Below are 15,928 nucleotides of genomic sequence, written 5' to 3'. Positions count from 1 at the left end.
AGTCTTCAGCTCTCCTCGCGGTCATTTTGCGACTACTTTAGCCAACCAACGCCAACCCAACCATCCCTCGCCCCATCGGCAGGCCCCACCGGCCTCTCCCCGGCCCACCGGCCCCAGCCGTCTCGGCTCAGCTCAGTCCAGCTCACAGCGCCGAAGACGGAGCCACACGGATGTCCGAGATGGAGATAAAGTGCGTTGGAGCGTTCTGCGTCTCCTGCTCGGAGGCGCCCACCAGATCGGCGAGAGTGATCGAATCCAGCGTCTGAGCAACAGCATCGCGTACCCTGGCCCAGAGGAACTTGGTCTTGCAGGAGTCAAGCAGACTGCAGATCTGCGTCATCTCCCCCTCCGTCGCACAGATCATGGGTGCAATCGGCCCCTCCAGGACTCGCACAATCTCCCCCATCGTGATCTCCTCCGGCGGGCGGCTCAGCCGATAACCGCCGTGCGCCCCTCGTGTGCTGGCCACCAGCGGCGGCTCAGCCTCGCGTAGAAGCTTCACCAGCTGCTCCAGGTACGCTAGAGACAACTGCTCGGCCTGTGCAATATCGGTCAATGACCGCGGGCGCGAGCTGTAGTAGTGGCGAGCCAGATCAACCATGAGGCGTACACCATACTCGCCTTTTGTGGAGACTCTCAAAATCATGGCTCGCTCCTTTCTCGCCCCGTGGGGAATGCTGATTCCTCGCTTTCATCGCTCCTACGCAGGTTACTCTTAATCCGACCTGCTCACTAGGATATATTCTAGCACTTCCGGCGGGAGAGCGTCAACCTCGCTCTGTGGCGGCTCGCCGCCGCCAGGCTGCTCCGCCATAGTGATACACGCTACGACCAGCCTGGAAGCCACCAGAACTGGCCGCCGAGACCGACCGATCATTCCATTGGCATGATATCAATCCTATCTTCAAAGAAGAGCGAAAAACGGCTACTATAGAGGGAGAGCTGTAATGCGACTGAGAGGACTCCACAGCAAGGGGAGTAGACAGTGAACAGCAAGGAGCTAGATGATGGAAGAAGAAGGGAAGCTCATTAAGAAGAGCCTCTGGCTCTTTGAATACAACCGGGGCGACTCCGCCCTTTACCTCCAGCAATTTTATGCCATCGACGAGAACGACGTGCGCCGTCAGATCGAGGAGTTCATCCGCCGTGCCGACTTCCCGGTCTATTGGGAGCGGCTGCGCCACGTACCCGGCGGCTTTACCATCGGCTATTCCTCCCTCAAGGGGACCATCTATGAGCGACCCGACGGGAGCCTGATAGAGGAGGCCGAGGAGAAAGCCCAGCTTCAGCCGCCTGAAGCAGCGGTCACGGCTCCCGCGTCTGGCGAGAGCACGCCAGAGACAGCCAGCGACCCTTCCAGTGAGGCCGCACCCGGCTAACAGCTCAGCAACCTCTCCCTTTTCTCTCGTCTACCCTATTGCCAAGCCAAGACCGCCTGTGCTATACTATGCAACGACAAGAGGCATGCGAGAACGCCTGCGCCCGCAGGCCGCTCGTCAAGAGCCACAGGCGTAGCGACTGCCTGCAACGCAACGTTTTCGCCCAGCCTCACCACCAGCTCAGCCTGAGCTGGTGATGTTCTCGTAGGATGTTCGTTTCGCCTCATCGATTGCACAGAAGGGGAATAACTGAGCAGGGCAAACGAGCGAGACCGGCGAAGAACTTGCACGAGTCGGTTTAGCGGGGTGTAGCGCAGTGGCTAGCGCGCAGCGTTCGGGACGCTGAGGTCGGAGGTTCGAGTCCTCTCACCCCGACCAAGTTGGCACTTTCTCTTCCTGGAGCTCATCTCTCGTTGGTTTGTTACCTGGCCGGCCCACCAGCCGGCTAGCTTGACGGTCGGCTGAGGTTAGGTCAGGCTCGACTACCGGTCCGATCCGCTGGAGCAGGGAGCATTGGATTACGGTGCAGCACCGCTTGAGCAAAGTAGAAGGTATGATGGATAGAGTCTCGGCTTCTCACACCCTCTATCCACTTCTCAGCAGCTCACTGGCGGTTCACCAGCTCCTCAGCGCTCAGATCGGTGGTCTGTCCAACCCCTGCCTGATCGTGCAATGTCAACGCCCGTCTCCCTGGCCAATCGGTGAGCAACGCAGGCGGCGATGAGAAGCTGACGAGAGGTGAGGCCCCGGCCTCTCTCCTCCTCTAGCCCCAGTTCGGCTTCCTCCTCGCTGTCTGCCCGGTGGTTCAGCTCTGACAGAGAGGAAGGAAAGCCATTCATGCCTGTCTTAGTTCTGAACTCTTCCTTTCAGCCTCTCTCGGTCATCTCAGAGCGTCGTCTGGTCGTCCTGCTGTCGAAGAAAAAGGTGACTTTCCTGGACGACGAGGTTCGCAAGGCTATTGAGGAGAATATTCAGGCCCGCCGCCTCGACCACGAGCGGCCCGTGATCGTGCAATTGCTCGCCAACGTCCGTGTTCCGCGCGTCGCCCTCCAGCCCACGCGCGCCAATATCTTCCTGCGCGACGAGGAAACCTGTCAGTACTGCGGCAAGCGGACCCGCGAGCTAACGCTCGACCATGTGATCCCGCGCTCGCGTGGCGGCAAGAGCACCTGGGAAAACCTGGTGACTTCCTGCAAAGCCTGCAATAGCAAGAAGGGCAATCGCCTCCTTAAAGAGGCCAATATGCGTCTGATCCGCCAGCCTCGTCCGCTAACGCAGGAGTACGCCGGCGTCTTTCTGCTGCGTTACCCGAAGCTCCGTCAGGCTTACGAGGAGTTCTTGATGAGTACGCAGTCGCGCTCGGCCTGAGCCGGGCAAGCTACCGGGCCACCGGGCCACCGACCCTGCGCGACGACAGACACGCTAGCCAGCGACAGCTATAGCTGGGCCAGGGTCAGCTGGGTTACGGCTGCTGCGATACGCTGAGTGGAACGCGCTTCTCTCTGCGTGCGTATATCTTATATGCCACAGGTTGGCTGAGTTGTGCGCAGAGAGAAGCGCCGCAGGTAGAGGCCGGGGTTGGTTGCGCAGCAGCTAACTCTGTGAGCAGGTGAGAAGGTTCATTTGTCTATGCTTGAACAGCAAGCGGTGAGCGAGACTGCAACGCCCGGCGCTGCGCCTCTCTTCCTCTGCCTCCACGGGCACTTCTACCAGCCCCCGCGCGAGGACCCTTTCACTGGCGCTATTCCCGCCGAGGCCGAAGCCGCTCCCTTTGCCAATTTCAATGAGAAGATTACGGCGGAATGTTACCGCCCCAATGCCGAGGCCGGCAATTTCGAGCTGATCAGCTATGATCTGGGGCCAACGCTGGCCTCCTGGCTGGCCGATCATTATCCTGGCGTTCATCAGACCATCATTGAGGCTGACCGGCAACACCGCCTGCGCTACGGCAGCGGCAACGCCCTGGCTCATCCCTACCATCATGTGATCCTCCCCCTGGCCAATAGCCGCGATAAGTATACGCAGATCGTCTGGGGCCTGCAGGATTTCCGCCAGCGCTACGGTCGCGAGGCTGTAGGGATGTGGCTGCCGGAGACGGCGGTGGATATGGAGACGCTCGATCTGCTGGCGCGCTGTGGCGTCACCTTTACAGTGCTGGCTCCCTGGCAAGCCGCCACCCCGGTGGATGTGACGGAGCCGTATCTGGTGCGCCTGCCCGCCAATCGCAGCATGACGGTCTTCTTCTACCATGCTCCGCTCTCAGGAGCAGTCTCATTCGACGGCAACGTGACGGTGAACGCCGACCACTTTGCTTCGACGATCTTGCCCTCTCATCTGGTGCCGGAAAAATTGGAGCGAGGTGAGCCGCAGCTGATTGTGATCGCCACCGACGGCGAGCTGTACGGCCACCATTGGATCTGGCGCGATAAGTTCCTGACGCGCCTGGTGCGCTATAGCGCTGAGGCGGCAGGTTTCCAGCTCTGTACCCTGGAGCGCTATCTGCGCTTGCATCCACCGCGTCGTGAGGTGACGCTACGCACGCCAACATCCTGGAGCTGCTTTCATGGCATCGATCGCTGGGCCCGCGGCTGCGCCTGTACCGAAGGACGCAGCGACTGGAAAGGGGCCTTGCGCCAGGCCCTGAACCGTCTAGCTGCCCGCGGCGATCAACTCTTTGAACGCTTCGCAGCAGAGGTGCTATGCGACCCCTGGGCGGCCCGCAATGGCTATCTGGCTCTGCGCAATGGCTGGCGCTCGCCTGAAAGCTTCTGGGAGGAGTTCGCCAGACCCGTTGGTTTCACGGGGAAAGCCGCCCTCGCTGAGAAACGTCGGCGTGCCCTGTTGCTGTTGGAGGCCGAGTACTACCTGCTGTGCAGTTTCACCAGCTGCGCCTTTTTCTTCGAGGACCTGGACCGTATTGAGCCGCGCAACGCCCTGGCCTTCGCCCGACGCGCCATCAGCCTCTTCTGGCAGGCCCTGGGCGTTGATCTACAACGGGATTTTCTGCAGGACCTGCGTGCGGCCCGCAGTTGGCGTCGTCCCCTGAGTGGGGCAGATCTCTACCTGCACCTGCCACGGGTGCCTGCCGATCTGCTGCCTCCCTTGTCCACTCCCCAGGAGCTGGTACCGAACAGCAAAGGCGAGGATGTGGCCTGACTGCCCGGCCTGCCACCTTCCTCAGCCGATCACGCTCTCCGCCCCGCCCGGCCAGGCGCCAGCCCTCCTCTCCCACAAAGCGGGCGCTGCTCTGTGTGAGGGAGCAGCGCCCGTGCGCTTGTCGCGGCAACCATTACGGTCAGGTGCTCAGTAGATCACGATCACGGTGTTCCAGTCAGTGTGGCCATAGAGCCAGGCCATCTGATCCTCCTGAACGTTTACACAGCCGTGGCTGCCGTTTCCTGCAAAGCTCTCGTCGCCTCCACTGTCATAGTGGGGGAACTGAGTGCCAGGCCCAAAGTTGACACGCCACCAGGCATCATGGACGAAGAACCCACCCCAGTGATAGAGGATGGCATAGTTGATGTGGGTGGGAGGATAGTAGTAGGGGGAACCCGGAGGATCGCTCGACTTGAATTCCGTCGGCGATTCACGGTTCTGCGTCGGCCAGACGCCGGGCAGGGCCGGACGCTCGACCCGACCTGTGGTGACCTGGAAGGCGTTGACCAGCTTACCGTGATCGTAGACGCGCATGGCCTGCTCGGTGAAGGAGACCATCAGTACCTGAGAACTGCGCAAGTGATAGTGATCGAGGATTTGCAGGTCGGTCTGGTGGACCTTGTTATATGGCGTGTGGTCGTTGTAGTTCTGCTCCATCATATGGAGATTGAATAGCTCGTTCTGCTCCTCATCGACTACCGCCTGGTAGTCCTCCGTGGTATAGGTCCAGCTCAGCTCTCGATTGAGCCAGTAACCAATACCGTCAAGGGTATAGCCAGCATCGAGGATGTAATTGTTCCCATCAAATTTATCATGATAGAGATTGGCTTGGCCCCAGCTACGAGCCTGGCGATCGATCTCATTCACCAGCCAGTAGGCTTCTCCGCGGACGAGATCGGGATACATGGCGGCCATGTCGGCATCGATCTGACGCGAGACCGCCAGATACTGCTCCAGGGTCGTGGCCTTCTCCATTGCCGCCTTGTCAGCATTGTAGCGCTGCTGATAGCTACTGGCATCAACGCCATACTTCTTCAGATCGTCGAGCTGAGCCTTAAACATATTCAGCTTGGCGCTGCCAACATAGGGTACGGCCTGAATAGAATTGACCACCGCTAGCTCGTATTGGGCATTAATCAGGTTCTGCAAATGCTGAAAATCCGTGGGCTTGACGGCCTGGTTGAAGGTCTGCACATCATCTTGATATTGGGCCTGCATGGCCGTTACATCAATGTTAGCCTTCTGGAGCTGCTTGATCGTACTCTGCAAGGCCGTCAGACGATCATGCGTCGCTTTCATCAGATCTAAAGCCTGGGTGTTGGTCTGGGCCTCATTACTGATAGCAGCATAATCCCGCGGATAGCGCGCAGTTGCCATCAGATTCTGATCACGTTGATATTGCTGCGTAAAAAATTGCAGGTTGCCAAAACCATCGACGCGGCGCGCCGTCAAAGCATCTTGAAAATTCTGCATATCCTGCTGGACCCGCGCCTGAAATTGCTCAGTAGTCGTATTAATGACTTGTTTAGTTTGTTCTTGCAAATGCTTGTATTGATTGGTCAAATGAGTATAGTAGGTGGTGACTGGCCGATCGTCGAATGGGGAAAACGGAGGGGAGCCACTGCTGAGAGTCGTCTCCTGCTTTTGAATCGGTTGCAGTAGCGTAGCAGGCACACCAATAGAGAGCGCGTAGCGCAGCAGCTGATCGAGCTGATCTTTGCTCTGGCTGGCCTGCTGGCGGGCCTGGGAATCGCCGCCGCAGGCGCTCATGAGCAGTAAGAGCAGCATCAGACTCAGCAAGAGCAGCGCAGCAGGCGCGGGCGGGCGAGCGCGGGGCTGAGGTCTGGCCGGCATGGGGATTACCTCCTCTTTTTCTGCTTGGCCTTTTGCTTTTTTCGTTCTTTACGGGCAGCCTTGCCGGTCTTCTTAGGCTCTCCGCTGTTCAACTGAGGCAGGCTCGGAGCGGCTGGCATACCGGGCAGGCCAGTCGCCAGGCCGCCACCATCGCTGGCGTACTGGCGCAGCAAGCGGGCCCAGGGACCTTTGCCGCTGGCGAGTTGGCGCAGCATGGCGCGCGTCTCATTGAACTGGGTGAGGAGCTGATTGATCTCCTGCACGCTGGTGCCGCTGCCGCGTGCAATGCGCCGGCGTCGGCTGCCATTAATAATATCTGGATTGTGCCTCTCTTCGGGAGTCATCGAGAGAATGATCGCCTCGATATGCTTCAGAGGATCGCCCTCCAAGGCCTCATCCATCTCGGGCAGGGCGGCCAGCTTGTTAAAGCCAGGTAACATCTCCAGAATGGAGCGCAGCGGCCCCATGCGCTTGAGCTGGCGCATCGCCTTGAGGAAGTCCTCCAGATCAAACTGCCCCTGCTGCAGGCGGGCCTGCGTCTGGAGCGCCTCCTGCTGATCAATGGCTTCCTGCGCCCGCTCGATGAGGGTCAGGACATCGCCCATTCCCAGTATACGCGAGGCCAAACGGTCGGGATAAAACGGCTCCAGAGCATCCGTCTTTTCTCCGACGCCCAGGAACTTCACAGGCACTCCCGTGACCGCCCGGATCGAGAGCGCTGCGCCACCACGAGCATCGCCATCCATCTTGGTCAGAATCATCCCCGTTAGAGCCACGGCCTGGTTGAAGTCGCTGGCCACGCGTACCGCCTCCTGACCAGTCATAGCGTCGGCGACGAGGAGCACCTCGCGCGGCTGCACGCGCTTGCGAATGGCGATGACCTCCTGCATCATTTGCTCGTCTATGTTGAGACGCCCGGCAGTATCCAGAATAACGACAGAGGCAGCCTGCTCGCGAGCGTAGTCAACAGCATGGACGCAGATGTCGACTGGGTTGGCTCCCATCGGCTCAGCGTAAACAGGAATCGAGAGCTGCTTGCCCAGCGTCTGGAGCTGGCGCACAGCCGCTGGCCGATACATGTCGGCGGCCACGAGTAGCGGACGCTGGCCCTCCTTGCGCAGATAGTTGGCCAGCTTCGCCGCAGTGGTAGTCTTGCCTGAGCCTTGCAACCCAACCAGCATGATGACATTGGGTGGCGGGCCTCCCAGGTCCAGCCGGTTCTGACTCCCTTCGCCACCCAGCATGTCTATGAGTTCTTCATGCACGATCTGCAGCACTTGCTGAGCCGGCGAGAAGCTCCCCAAGACCTCGGCTCCAATGGCTTTGGCCCGCACGCGCTCGACAAACTGGCGCACAACGCGCAGGTTGACATCCGCTTCCAGCAGGGCCAGGCGCACCTCACGCATGGCCTCGTTGACGTCGGCCTCGGTCAGTTTCCCCTTGCCACTCAGCCCGCTGAAGATACCTTCAAGGCGCTTTGAGAGACTTTCAAACATAGCCATAGGAACAGGTTCCTCTCTCCACCAATCGCGTAATCAGTCGCCCTATTATACCATCTTTCCCGGCTCTGTTTGCACTCGTTGTAAGGATACTCCCTTTTCTGTATAACTCTCCGACGAAAAGCGACCATTCCTATTACTATATAATCGATGAGCATCGCTTATGGTCTCATTAGAGAGAGGACTGGTATGCTTATGATAAAACGCTGGCAAAAAAGGATTTTTGCCAATGTTCACTCTTCTCAGTGGCAAGCGCAGCTGACAATGGCGCGCTGTGATTATGTGGAGGCGGTTGTGGCGCGCCTTTATGGGGGCCCAGCTCTGGGACAAGAGGAGATCCTGATTGTGGGCTGTGGTCAAGGCCAGCTCTGTGAGGAGCTGGCGCGGCGTGGGGCCATCATCCTGGGCCTTGACGATTCACCACTGGTTCTGGAGCAGGCGCAGCGCCATGCGCGGGAGAGAGTCCTGGGCCACGTGATCGCCTATCTATGTGGGCAGGCTGAGGCCCTGCCCTTCGCCAGCGGCTCTTTCTCAATGGTAGTCTGTTTGCAGGAGTTGGCGCAGGTCAGGGATCTGCGGGCGGCTATTGCCGAGATGGCACGCGTGCTGGCGCCAGGCGGCCTGCTGGTCTTTGAGGCCCTCAATGGCAGCTGGCCGTCTCGCCTGCTGTTGAGCTGGCTGGGGGAGCGTCTGCCACTGGCCTTCGGATTGGAGGGCGCTGCCCGTCCTCGGAGCCTCATTCGTCCTCGCGAGCTGGCTTTCCTGCTGACCGCCTACGGCCTACAACCAGCAGAGATCGGTAGCTTGCCCTCCGGCGGCCCCACCAACGGCGGCATCCTCTGGAGCCTATGCCGCCTCACGAGGCTTCATTACCTCGGCTATGCGGTGCGCCTGCCTGCCCCGCAGCAAGGCAGCCCGCTCCGCTCAGAGTCTCGCTGGCGAGCAAGTCAGGGAAGTAAGAGGACAGGCTGAGAGCAAGGCGCCGAGGTCACTCCTCTAACCAGGCGCGCTTCTCCTGCTCGCTCATATCGCTGCGGGCAATAGCCTCGGCAAAGCTTTGTCTGACGGGTGTCTCCTGACGTTGTCGCCGAGCCGCCTCGCCAGTCTGCCGGCGATTGAGGGCGAGAGTTGGCTGACTATGGCGCAGCAGTTCGGCGAACTCTTGCGGACTAATGTCAAAGAAGCTGGCCAGCCGCTCAAGCTGGCGTGCGCTGAGACTGAGTAGATCGATCAGACCCTCTTCGAACTTTTTCCAGACATCGACGCCCAGGCGCAGGCCACGCGCCGCCTCAGTCAGACTGAGCCGACGTCGCTGGCGCAGCTCACGCAGCGTCTTAACGGTAGCAAGCGAGGCCGCCGAGGCTTCGGGCCGGGCCTGAGCACTGGCATCACTGCTTTGGCTGAGGCCGAAGACGCGCGCCAGTGCTCGCTGACGAGCGCGTTCCGTCAGGGGCAGCAGCTGGATTTCTTGAGGCGAGGCGAGCGCGCCATGTTCCTGTTCTAGCGCCGTAGCGTGGTAGGCGGCGATAAAGTCGATGAGAGCCTCCTGAGCTTCTGGATGCGCGCGCAAGAGTGCCATTTGAGCCTGCTTATCGCCGCGTTCCTCGGCGGCCAGCCAGGCCATCTTCAGCTGCTGGATTGTCTGGCTGTCGATGCTTGCCATGATTGACGCCTCCTCACCTTTGCTGGTTTTGCCCATGAGTGGTGGGCACATGCTGGGCTGGTTGTCGCTGATGCTGCTGACGCATCTGCGCGGCTTCCGACTCCTCTCGCTCGCGATCAAGGCAGGCGCGCAGATAAGCCCGGGCCTTTTCATAGCGTAGACGCACTGTGCGCTCGGTCCGCTGACAAAGCTGCGCGATATCGTCCCACTTCAACCCCTGGAAGACGCGCAGCACCATAATCTTGCGATCGAGTGGGTCCGAGAGATAGGTTAGAATGCGCCTGCTCTCTTCAAGAGCGTGCAGACGCTCATAGGCATCCTGGGGATCAGCCACGTCGGCGCCGGGCGATCCTTCTTCCTCGGAGAAGCCAGTCTGGAGCGATTCCATTAAAGATCGCGGGATGTGCTGCGGCTGCCCCGCTGGGCGCCCCTCGCTGTCACGTCGGTAGCGCAACCCCTCCTGACGCAGGACGCGCATGAACTCATCCGCGCAGAGACAGCGCAAATAGTGGGGGAAGTTTTGGGTCATGAACACCTCCTGCGGATTGAGAGCCTCGCGCAGAAGATGCTCGAACATGTTGGCAATCGCTTCCTCGCGCAGATCGGGTCGATGACGTAAGCCCTGAGTGCGCCGCTGAAATTCTGGCGCGCAGCGCTCGACCAGCACCTCGCCGATGAGCTGGACACGCTCGCTGTCTCCCTGTGCATCACAAGCACGGATCGCCAGCACCAGCTCGGCCTCGCTAACCAGATAGCGGCCTTCCGGGGTCTTGCGCCGTAGTTGCTCCCTGAGCGCGGGGTCCTGCAGGTTGATCATGCCTATGCTCTCCCCTTGTCTTGTTTCAGCTGATCCGGTTTCCCCAGGCATGGCAGTAAGCGCGTTTCCTTAAGGGTGACTCGCTATTATCTCTTTCTTGCTGCGGCTGGCCAAAACGGAAAAGCCAGCCTGGCCTGCGCCTTCACTCAGTGACAAATGGTCCCGTCCCTCTGTCTTTGCCCGGCAGCATAGCAGAAAGATCCTCCTTAAGCAAGCTGACAGCCTTGCTACCTTCGCCAGCCGGGGCGACCTGGTCTACTCACTCCTAGTAGCTAAATAGCTGAGCAAGACAGCGCGACAACGCTATGGACTAGGCGCCCGCTTTGCGTTATCATCTAGCTGGATGACCTGTTTCCTCTTCCTTAATACAGGTTTTCAGCTGTAGTGAGGACTGATCTTCAGCGTAGAGAGCGCACTCCGCTCATTATATCTTCCTACGCTGCTACGCTTTTTGAGACCGTGAGCCAAGAGAAAGAAGGTGGTCAATAGAGATGGAGCTGGAAAAGGTAACGCCGTCACAAGTACCGACCGTCGCACCGAAGTATCCACAGTGGCCAACGTCGCGCCCCGGGCCACAGGCCACGGAGCCGCCCCCGGGCTATCGTCCGGTTCCTGTGCGCAGCGACCAGGTCATTGAGCTGGCCGCTGGCGTCACGTGGAGTGAAACGGGGATTCGCTTCCTGGAGCAGATGGGGCTGAGGGCCCAGGGACAGAACAGCCAGGAAGAGCTGCCTAAAGAGAAGGGCTGGCTCCGGCTGCGCAAGTCACGCCCCGATCTTCCCCGCTGAGTGGGGGGCCAGCCTCAGTCTGGTCCGGTCTGGAGCCTGCCGGACTCAGGGCCAGGCTGGGCAGGAACGAAACTGGCGCGGCGGGGCCAAACAAATTCCACACGCCGCAATGAGCAGGTAGCCTGCTCGCGGCGGCGTTTCAGCAGTGCCAGGGCACGCTCAGCTGCCGGTTAGTCCAGGAGAAGATGAGTTTTCCCGAGGCCGGACAGGTTGCAGGGAGATAAATGATCACTTGTTGCTGTTGCCCTGGCTCAATGCTGCCATTGGCGGGGCTGAAGCGGGCGGCTACACCCTGGGACCAGGCTTGCCAGCGCACACTGCCCGCCGGCCCGCTAGCCATGAGTGTTGCTGTACAGCGATAACCGTTATCGGGAAGACAGTTGGCTGGGCTGAAGCTCTGGGGAAAGAGGGCCAGCTCGATGGCCGTGCTACCCTGTCCACGCTGCGCCCCCGTCAGCTTGCCGCTGGCAGTCGCCGGGAGAAGCGAGGCCGGAGAGAGACCCTCACGTGCCGCCAATACCCCTAAAAGATAGACCAGGAGACTGACGCTTACCAGGAGCAAAAGCAAAGAGGCGATGAGCGTTCCTATCCAGAGTTTCTTGAAAGAGGGGCCGCCCGCCCTTCCTTGAGCGGCTCGCTGGCGCGGTCCTGGCCAGGGTTGGCCCTGGCGGCCTTGGGGCCAGCGCTGGGACTGCCGAGCGGTATAGGGCGGCTCCTGTGGTAGTACTGGTAGCGTCGGCGCGCTATGGAAAGCAGCCTGCGGCCCTGCGCTGCCCTGGGCAGGGCGCTCTAACGGAAGAGTATCTTCACTGTGATCAGCTGTTGTAGCGCCCAGCGATGCTACCACCAGTGCCTCCTGCCCCTGCCGTGGAACAGCAACGGCCTGACGCTCCTGCGTGGCTTCAGCTGCAGCGACAGTTTCAACCGCCTCCATCTCAGCAGCGTCCACCTGTGGCCGCTGTCTATGAACCTTAGCAGCTGTCAAGGCTGTCCGCGATAGCACCTCTTCCTCTACCCTCTCTTTCTTCTCCGTAGGTGTCTCTCCCTCTCCGGCGGCGGCGAGGTTGCGCGGCCTCAGCCCGTCCGCACCTTCCTCGCCAGGTCGCGACTCCCGAAGCCACGGTTTTTCCAGTGAGCCTGTCATAGCACATCTCTCCTTCCTCATCTGGGTGAGGCAGCTGACCACCCACCCGCCTGCTGCTCTTCTTTTCCTCTTCCTTTTTCAGTATACGAGCGGCCTGGCAGGAAAGTGACGCAGTCACCGTGGTGGCGAGCCTTTCTCTTCGAGAGCGGCTTTACAGCAAGAGGAGAGCGCGAAGGAGGGCCGGTCTGCCGCTAACGATGATTCCACGCATAAGCAAGCGAGCAGACAAAGAAACGCCATATGTTTAGATTTCTTAAGCTAGATCTTTACTTTCTATCAACCTGTTCCTCTTTAAAAAAAGCAGGAAGACCATGTATACTATAAGCGGGTGCCATTCCTATTCCCCTCTATCCGCACCAGGCACGAGTTTTCTCTACTGTCTTAAGGCACTATGTTTTGAAAAAGGGGGTCAGACATTGATGAACGATCTAGCTCTCGTCCGTCGGCTCTCGCGCCTGCTCATCACCGCAGTAGCGGTCTGCGCTATGCTGGTGCTCAGTCTTGGCCTGAGCGGAGGAGCGAGCGCGGCGACACTGACGACTCGCGGCGTGCACGGCTTCGCCGTGGTGCGTCCGCAGTACGAGTACGTAGGTGTTGCTCGCAGCGATACAACCTTCCGCTGTCAGACGACCACGCCGCCCAACTGCTACGGCCCCAAGCAGATTCGCGAAGCATATGAGATCACACCGATCCTGAATAAAGGGATTACAGGAAAAGGACGCTCGATCGTTATTATTGACGCCTACCAGAGTCCCACTATCACCCACGACCTGCAGACGTTTGACTCTATCTTCGGGCTGCCCGATCCACCCTTCACCATCGTCGCACCGGACGGATTGACTCCCTTCGATCCAAACGATGCGAACCAGGTAAGCTGGGCGGGCGAGATTACGCTTGATGTAGAGTGGGCCCACGCCATCGCCCCTGATGCCCACATCGTGCTGGTGCTGGCCAAGTCCAATCAGGATACAGACATCCTCAGCGCGACCCGCTATGCGATTCGCCATAATCTGGGCGATGTGATCTCCCAGAGCTTTGGCGAGGGCGAGAGCTGCGTCGATCCAAAGCTGCTGCGCCAGGAGCACGAGCTGTTCCTGGAGGCCACGCTGAAGGGTATTACGCTCTTCGCTTCTTCGGGCGACCAGGGGGCGGCTCAGTATACCTGCGACGGCAATTCCTATTTCCTCAGCGTTAGCTCCCCGGCCAGTGACCCGCTGGTGACGGGCGTCGGAGGAACGAAGCTGATCGCCGATGGCCAGACTGGCGCCTACCAGAGTGAGACGGCCTGGAATGAGCCACAGTACGAAGCGGCCAGCGGTGGCGGCTTCAGCACCATCTATCCGAAGCCGTTCTACCAGTTCGGCACCGCCGGCATCGGTCGCTACCGTGGTGTGCCCGATGTGGCCTACAACGCTGCAGTCGACGGCGGCGTGCTGGCCGTGTGGAGTTCGTCTGGCCTGGGCCAGGACCTGGTCTTCCGCTTTGGCGGTACGAGCGCTGGCTCACCCCAGTGGGCTGGCATTACAGCCCTGGCCGATCAGTTGGGCCATCACCGCGTTGGCTTCCTCAATCCCGCCTTCTACCTGATCGGTCATTCGCCGCTCTATGCGCAGGCTTTCCACGACATTACGACGGGGAACAATACCTTTACGGGCACCGACGCCAATGGCAACTCGGTGACGATTAACGGCTACTCCGCCTCTAAGGGCTGGGACCCCGTGACCGGCTGGGGAACGCCTCGCGTGGCCCATCTTCTGCCGCTGCTGGTGGCTTTCGGCTGCGGTACGTCGGGCCGCGATTTGGCGCGCGCTCGCTCTCTGTAAGACAACTTCTGGCTAACCAGCTAGCAAACCAGAGATTTGACTGACCGCAAGTCAGGCTGGGAAGAGAAGAGGCAAGGTCGGCCCTCACCCGCGTCGCCCGGCCTCTCTCTCCCCAGTCTATTTCTCTAGTCGCCCCTTCCCCCTGCCTTAGCTTCTCTCCCCTATCTCCCATTCCTTCTATTTTTTCAGCATTTTAATCTATATATTCCTATTTCTGTACCTCTCAAACATTTACTGGATTATCGTTATCTTTAACCATGTTTTAACTGATTTTATCTATTCAAAAGCGGTTGTATCCTCCTACACTAAGATCGATGGGGTGCCGCAAGGTATCGATCGCGGCGCACATTGTCCCGTTTAGCTCACAAGGAGGTCACAATTCTCATGGAGAGAACCCCCATTACGCGCTGGCTGCCGCACCTGGTAGCCACCGCCATCGTCCTGTGTGGCTTACTGGTAGGGACACTGATCCACTTCTATGCCAATCAGATCGTCCAAGCGGCCAAACCGCACTACGTGATCAATCGGCCCGAGTACATCTACGCTGGCGCGGTCAACAAGGACCGCACCTTCCCATGCCAGACGACGAATCCGGCGACCTGCTTCGGGCCGAAGCAGATTCAGGCCGCCTATGAGATTGCCCCTGTCCTGGCCAAGGGGATCACCGGGAAGGGGCACACCATCGTGATCATCGATGCCTACCAGAGTCCGACGATCCGTCATGACCTGCACACCTTCGACACGCTCTTCGGTTTGCCAGACCCGCCCAGCTTCAATATTGTCGCACCCGATGGCCTGCCGCCATTCAATGCCTTCGACAGCAACCAGGTCGGCTGGGCTGCTGAGATCAGCCTTGATGTAGAATGGGCGCACGCCATCGCGCCGGATGCGGCCATCACTCTAGTGCTGGCCAAGTCCAACCAGGATATCGACGTGTTGAGCGCGATGCGCTACGCGGTCGAGCACAATCTGGGCGATATCATCTCACAGAGCTTTGGCGAGGGTGAGAGCTGTGTTGATCCCCAGTTGCTCAAGCAGGAGCATGAGCTGTTCGCCAAAGCGGTGGCACAAGGGATGACGCTCTTTGCCGCCTCGGGCGATCAGGGCGCGGCTCAGTATACCTGTGATGGCAACTCCTACTTCCTGAGTGTCTCTTCGCCGGCCAGCGATCCGCTGGTCACAGCAGTTGGCGGGACGCTGCTAGAGGCGAACGGCACGCAGGGAAGCTATCAGGGCGAGGAAGCCTGGGATGAGCCACAGTATCAGGCGGCCAGCGGTGGGGGCTTTAGTACCATCTATTCGCGGCCCGATTACCAGAATGGGGTGGCCCAGATCGGCGGCTACCGCGGTCTGCCGGACGTGGCCTTCAACGCCGGCATCGATAGCGGCGTGCTGGTGGTCTGGAGTTCATCAGGCGAGGGCGAGGATCTGGTCTTCCGCTTCGGCGGTACAAGCGCCGGCTCGCCTCAGTGGGCCGGGATCGCCGCTCTGGCCGATCAACTGGCCGGTCATCGCCTGGGCAACCTGAACCCCGCTCTCTATGCGATCGGACGCTCGAATCTCTATACGCAGGCTTTCCACGACATTACCTCGGGCGATAATACCTTTGTCGGCCAGGATGGGCTGGGCAACACCGTCGCCATCCAGGGCTACAGCGCCAGCCCCGGCTGGGACGCCGTGACCGGCCTGGGAACGCCACGGGTGGCCAAGCTGCTTCCTTTGCTGATCCAACCTCCTTCGTCCGCCCCAATGCGTCCCTTGCTTTCTCACTTCCGTTAAGGAACTCCCCCTTTTCTAGAGCCGGC

The 15,928-nt window shown here is 59.9% G+C and carries 13 protein-coding genes and 1 tRNA gene; 8 read left to right on the top strand and 6 right to left on the bottom strand.

The window, feature by feature from the left end; genetic code table 11:
* Positions 1-142: 142 nt before the first annotated feature.
* Positions 143-646 (bottom strand): RrF2 family transcriptional regulator, encoded by a 504-nt coding sequence (locus tag KTAU_RS16130; protein WP_353739828.1) that lies wholly within the window; start codon positions 644-646, stop codon positions 143-145.
* A gap of 358 nt (positions 647-1,004) precedes the next feature.
* On the opposite strand from KTAU_RS16130, the gene KTAU_RS16125 reads away from it, so the two are divergent.
* The 4 genes from KTAU_RS16125 to KTAU_RS16110 all read left to right on the top strand — a co-directional run bounded on the left by KTAU_RS16125 (position 1,005) and on the right by KTAU_RS16110 (position 4,535).
* Positions 1,005-1,379, top strand: a complete 375-nt coding sequence (locus KTAU_RS16125; RefSeq protein ID WP_151729340.1) for a hypothetical protein — start codon at positions 1,005-1,007, stop codon at positions 1,377-1,379.
* 302 nt (positions 1,380-1,681) lie between these two features.
* A tRNA-Pro gene (locus tag KTAU_RS16120) sits at positions 1,682-1,757 on the top strand.
* 459 nt (positions 1,758-2,216) lie between these two features.
* The gene (locus KTAU_RS16115) at positions 2,217-2,747 is read left to right on the top strand and encodes an HNH endonuclease (protein WP_069803347.1); all 531 of its coding nucleotides are present in this window, start codon (positions 2,217-2,219) and stop codon (positions 2,745-2,747) included.
* Between the two features lie 261 nt (positions 2,748-3,008).
* A complete protein-coding gene (locus KTAU_RS16110; protein WP_151729339.1) occupies positions 3,009-4,535 on the top strand; it encodes a DUF3536 domain-containing protein in 1,527 nt (508 codons plus the stop codon).
* A gap of 147 nt (positions 4,536-4,682) precedes the next feature.
* On the opposite strand, the gene KTAU_RS16105 is transcribed toward KTAU_RS16110, so the two are convergent.
* Positions 4,683-6,389, bottom strand: a complete 1,707-nt coding sequence (locus KTAU_RS16105) for a L,D-transpeptidase (RefSeq protein WP_151729338.1) — start codon at positions 6,387-6,389, stop codon at positions 4,683-4,685.
* 5 nt (positions 6,390-6,394) lie between these two features.
* Positions 6,395-7,885 carry a signal recognition particle protein gene (ffh, locus tag KTAU_RS16100; protein WP_151729532.1) on the bottom strand — a complete coding sequence of 497 codons (1,491 nt, stop codon included), beginning with the start codon at positions 7,883-7,885 and terminating at the stop codon, positions 6,395-6,397.
* 192 nt (positions 7,886-8,077) lie between these two features.
* Here ffh and KTAU_RS16095 point away from each other — a divergent pair, with 192 nt between their 5' ends.
* A complete protein-coding gene (locus KTAU_RS16095; RefSeq protein ID WP_170293355.1) occupies positions 8,078-8,860 on the top strand; it encodes a class I SAM-dependent methyltransferase in 783 nt (260 codons plus the stop codon).
* Positions 8,861-8,876: 16 nt separating this feature from the next.
* Here KTAU_RS16095 and KTAU_RS16090 read toward each other — a convergent pair whose 3' ends face one another.
* Positions 8,877-9,551 carry a helix-turn-helix domain-containing protein gene (locus KTAU_RS16090; RefSeq protein WP_170293354.1) on the bottom strand — a complete coding sequence of 225 codons (675 nt, stop codon included), beginning with the start codon at positions 9,549-9,551 and terminating at the stop codon, positions 8,877-8,879.
* A gap of 13 nt (positions 9,552-9,564) precedes the next feature.
* Positions 9,565-10,368 (bottom strand): RNA polymerase sigma factor, encoded by an 804-nt coding sequence (locus KTAU_RS16085; RefSeq protein WP_170293353.1) that lies wholly within the window; start codon positions 10,366-10,368, stop codon positions 9,565-9,567.
* Between the two features lie 491 nt (positions 10,369-10,859).
* Here KTAU_RS16085 and KTAU_RS16080 point away from each other — a divergent pair, with 491 nt between their 5' ends.
* Positions 10,860-11,156: a hypothetical protein gene (locus tag KTAU_RS16080; protein ID WP_151729334.1), complete on the top strand. Its 297-nt coding sequence runs from the start codon at positions 10,860-10,862 to the stop codon at positions 11,154-11,156.
* A gap of 139 nt (positions 11,157-11,295) precedes the next feature.
* On the opposite strand, the gene KTAU_RS16075 is transcribed toward KTAU_RS16080, so the two are convergent.
* Complete coding sequence (locus tag KTAU_RS16075; protein ID WP_151729333.1) at positions 11,296-12,090, bottom strand: hypothetical protein; 795 nt, start codon at positions 12,088-12,090, stop codon at positions 11,296-11,298.
* Between the two features lie 629 nt (positions 12,091-12,719).
* Here KTAU_RS16075 and KTAU_RS16070 point away from each other — a divergent pair.
* Together KTAU_RS16070 and KTAU_RS16065 are read left to right on the top strand one after the other, a co-directional pair.
* Positions 12,720-14,123, top strand: a complete 1,404-nt coding sequence (locus KTAU_RS16070) for a S53 family peptidase (RefSeq protein ID WP_170293352.1) — start codon at positions 12,720-12,722, stop codon at positions 14,121-14,123.
* A gap of 384 nt (positions 14,124-14,507) precedes the next feature.
* Positions 14,508-15,902, top strand: a complete 1,395-nt coding sequence (locus KTAU_RS16065) for a S53 family peptidase (RefSeq protein WP_151729331.1) — start codon at positions 14,508-14,510, stop codon at positions 15,900-15,902.
* Positions 15,903-15,928 lie beyond the last annotated feature (26 nt).

This window comes from Thermogemmatispora aurantia (assembly GCF_008974285.1).
In the GTDB taxonomy this organism is placed as follows: domain Bacteria; phylum Chloroflexota; class Ktedonobacteria; order Ktedonobacterales; family Ktedonobacteraceae; genus Thermogemmatispora; species Thermogemmatispora aurantia.
The sequence above is the reverse complement of the archived record's forward strand: the minus strand, read 5'-3'. Positions and strand labels throughout refer to the sequence as shown.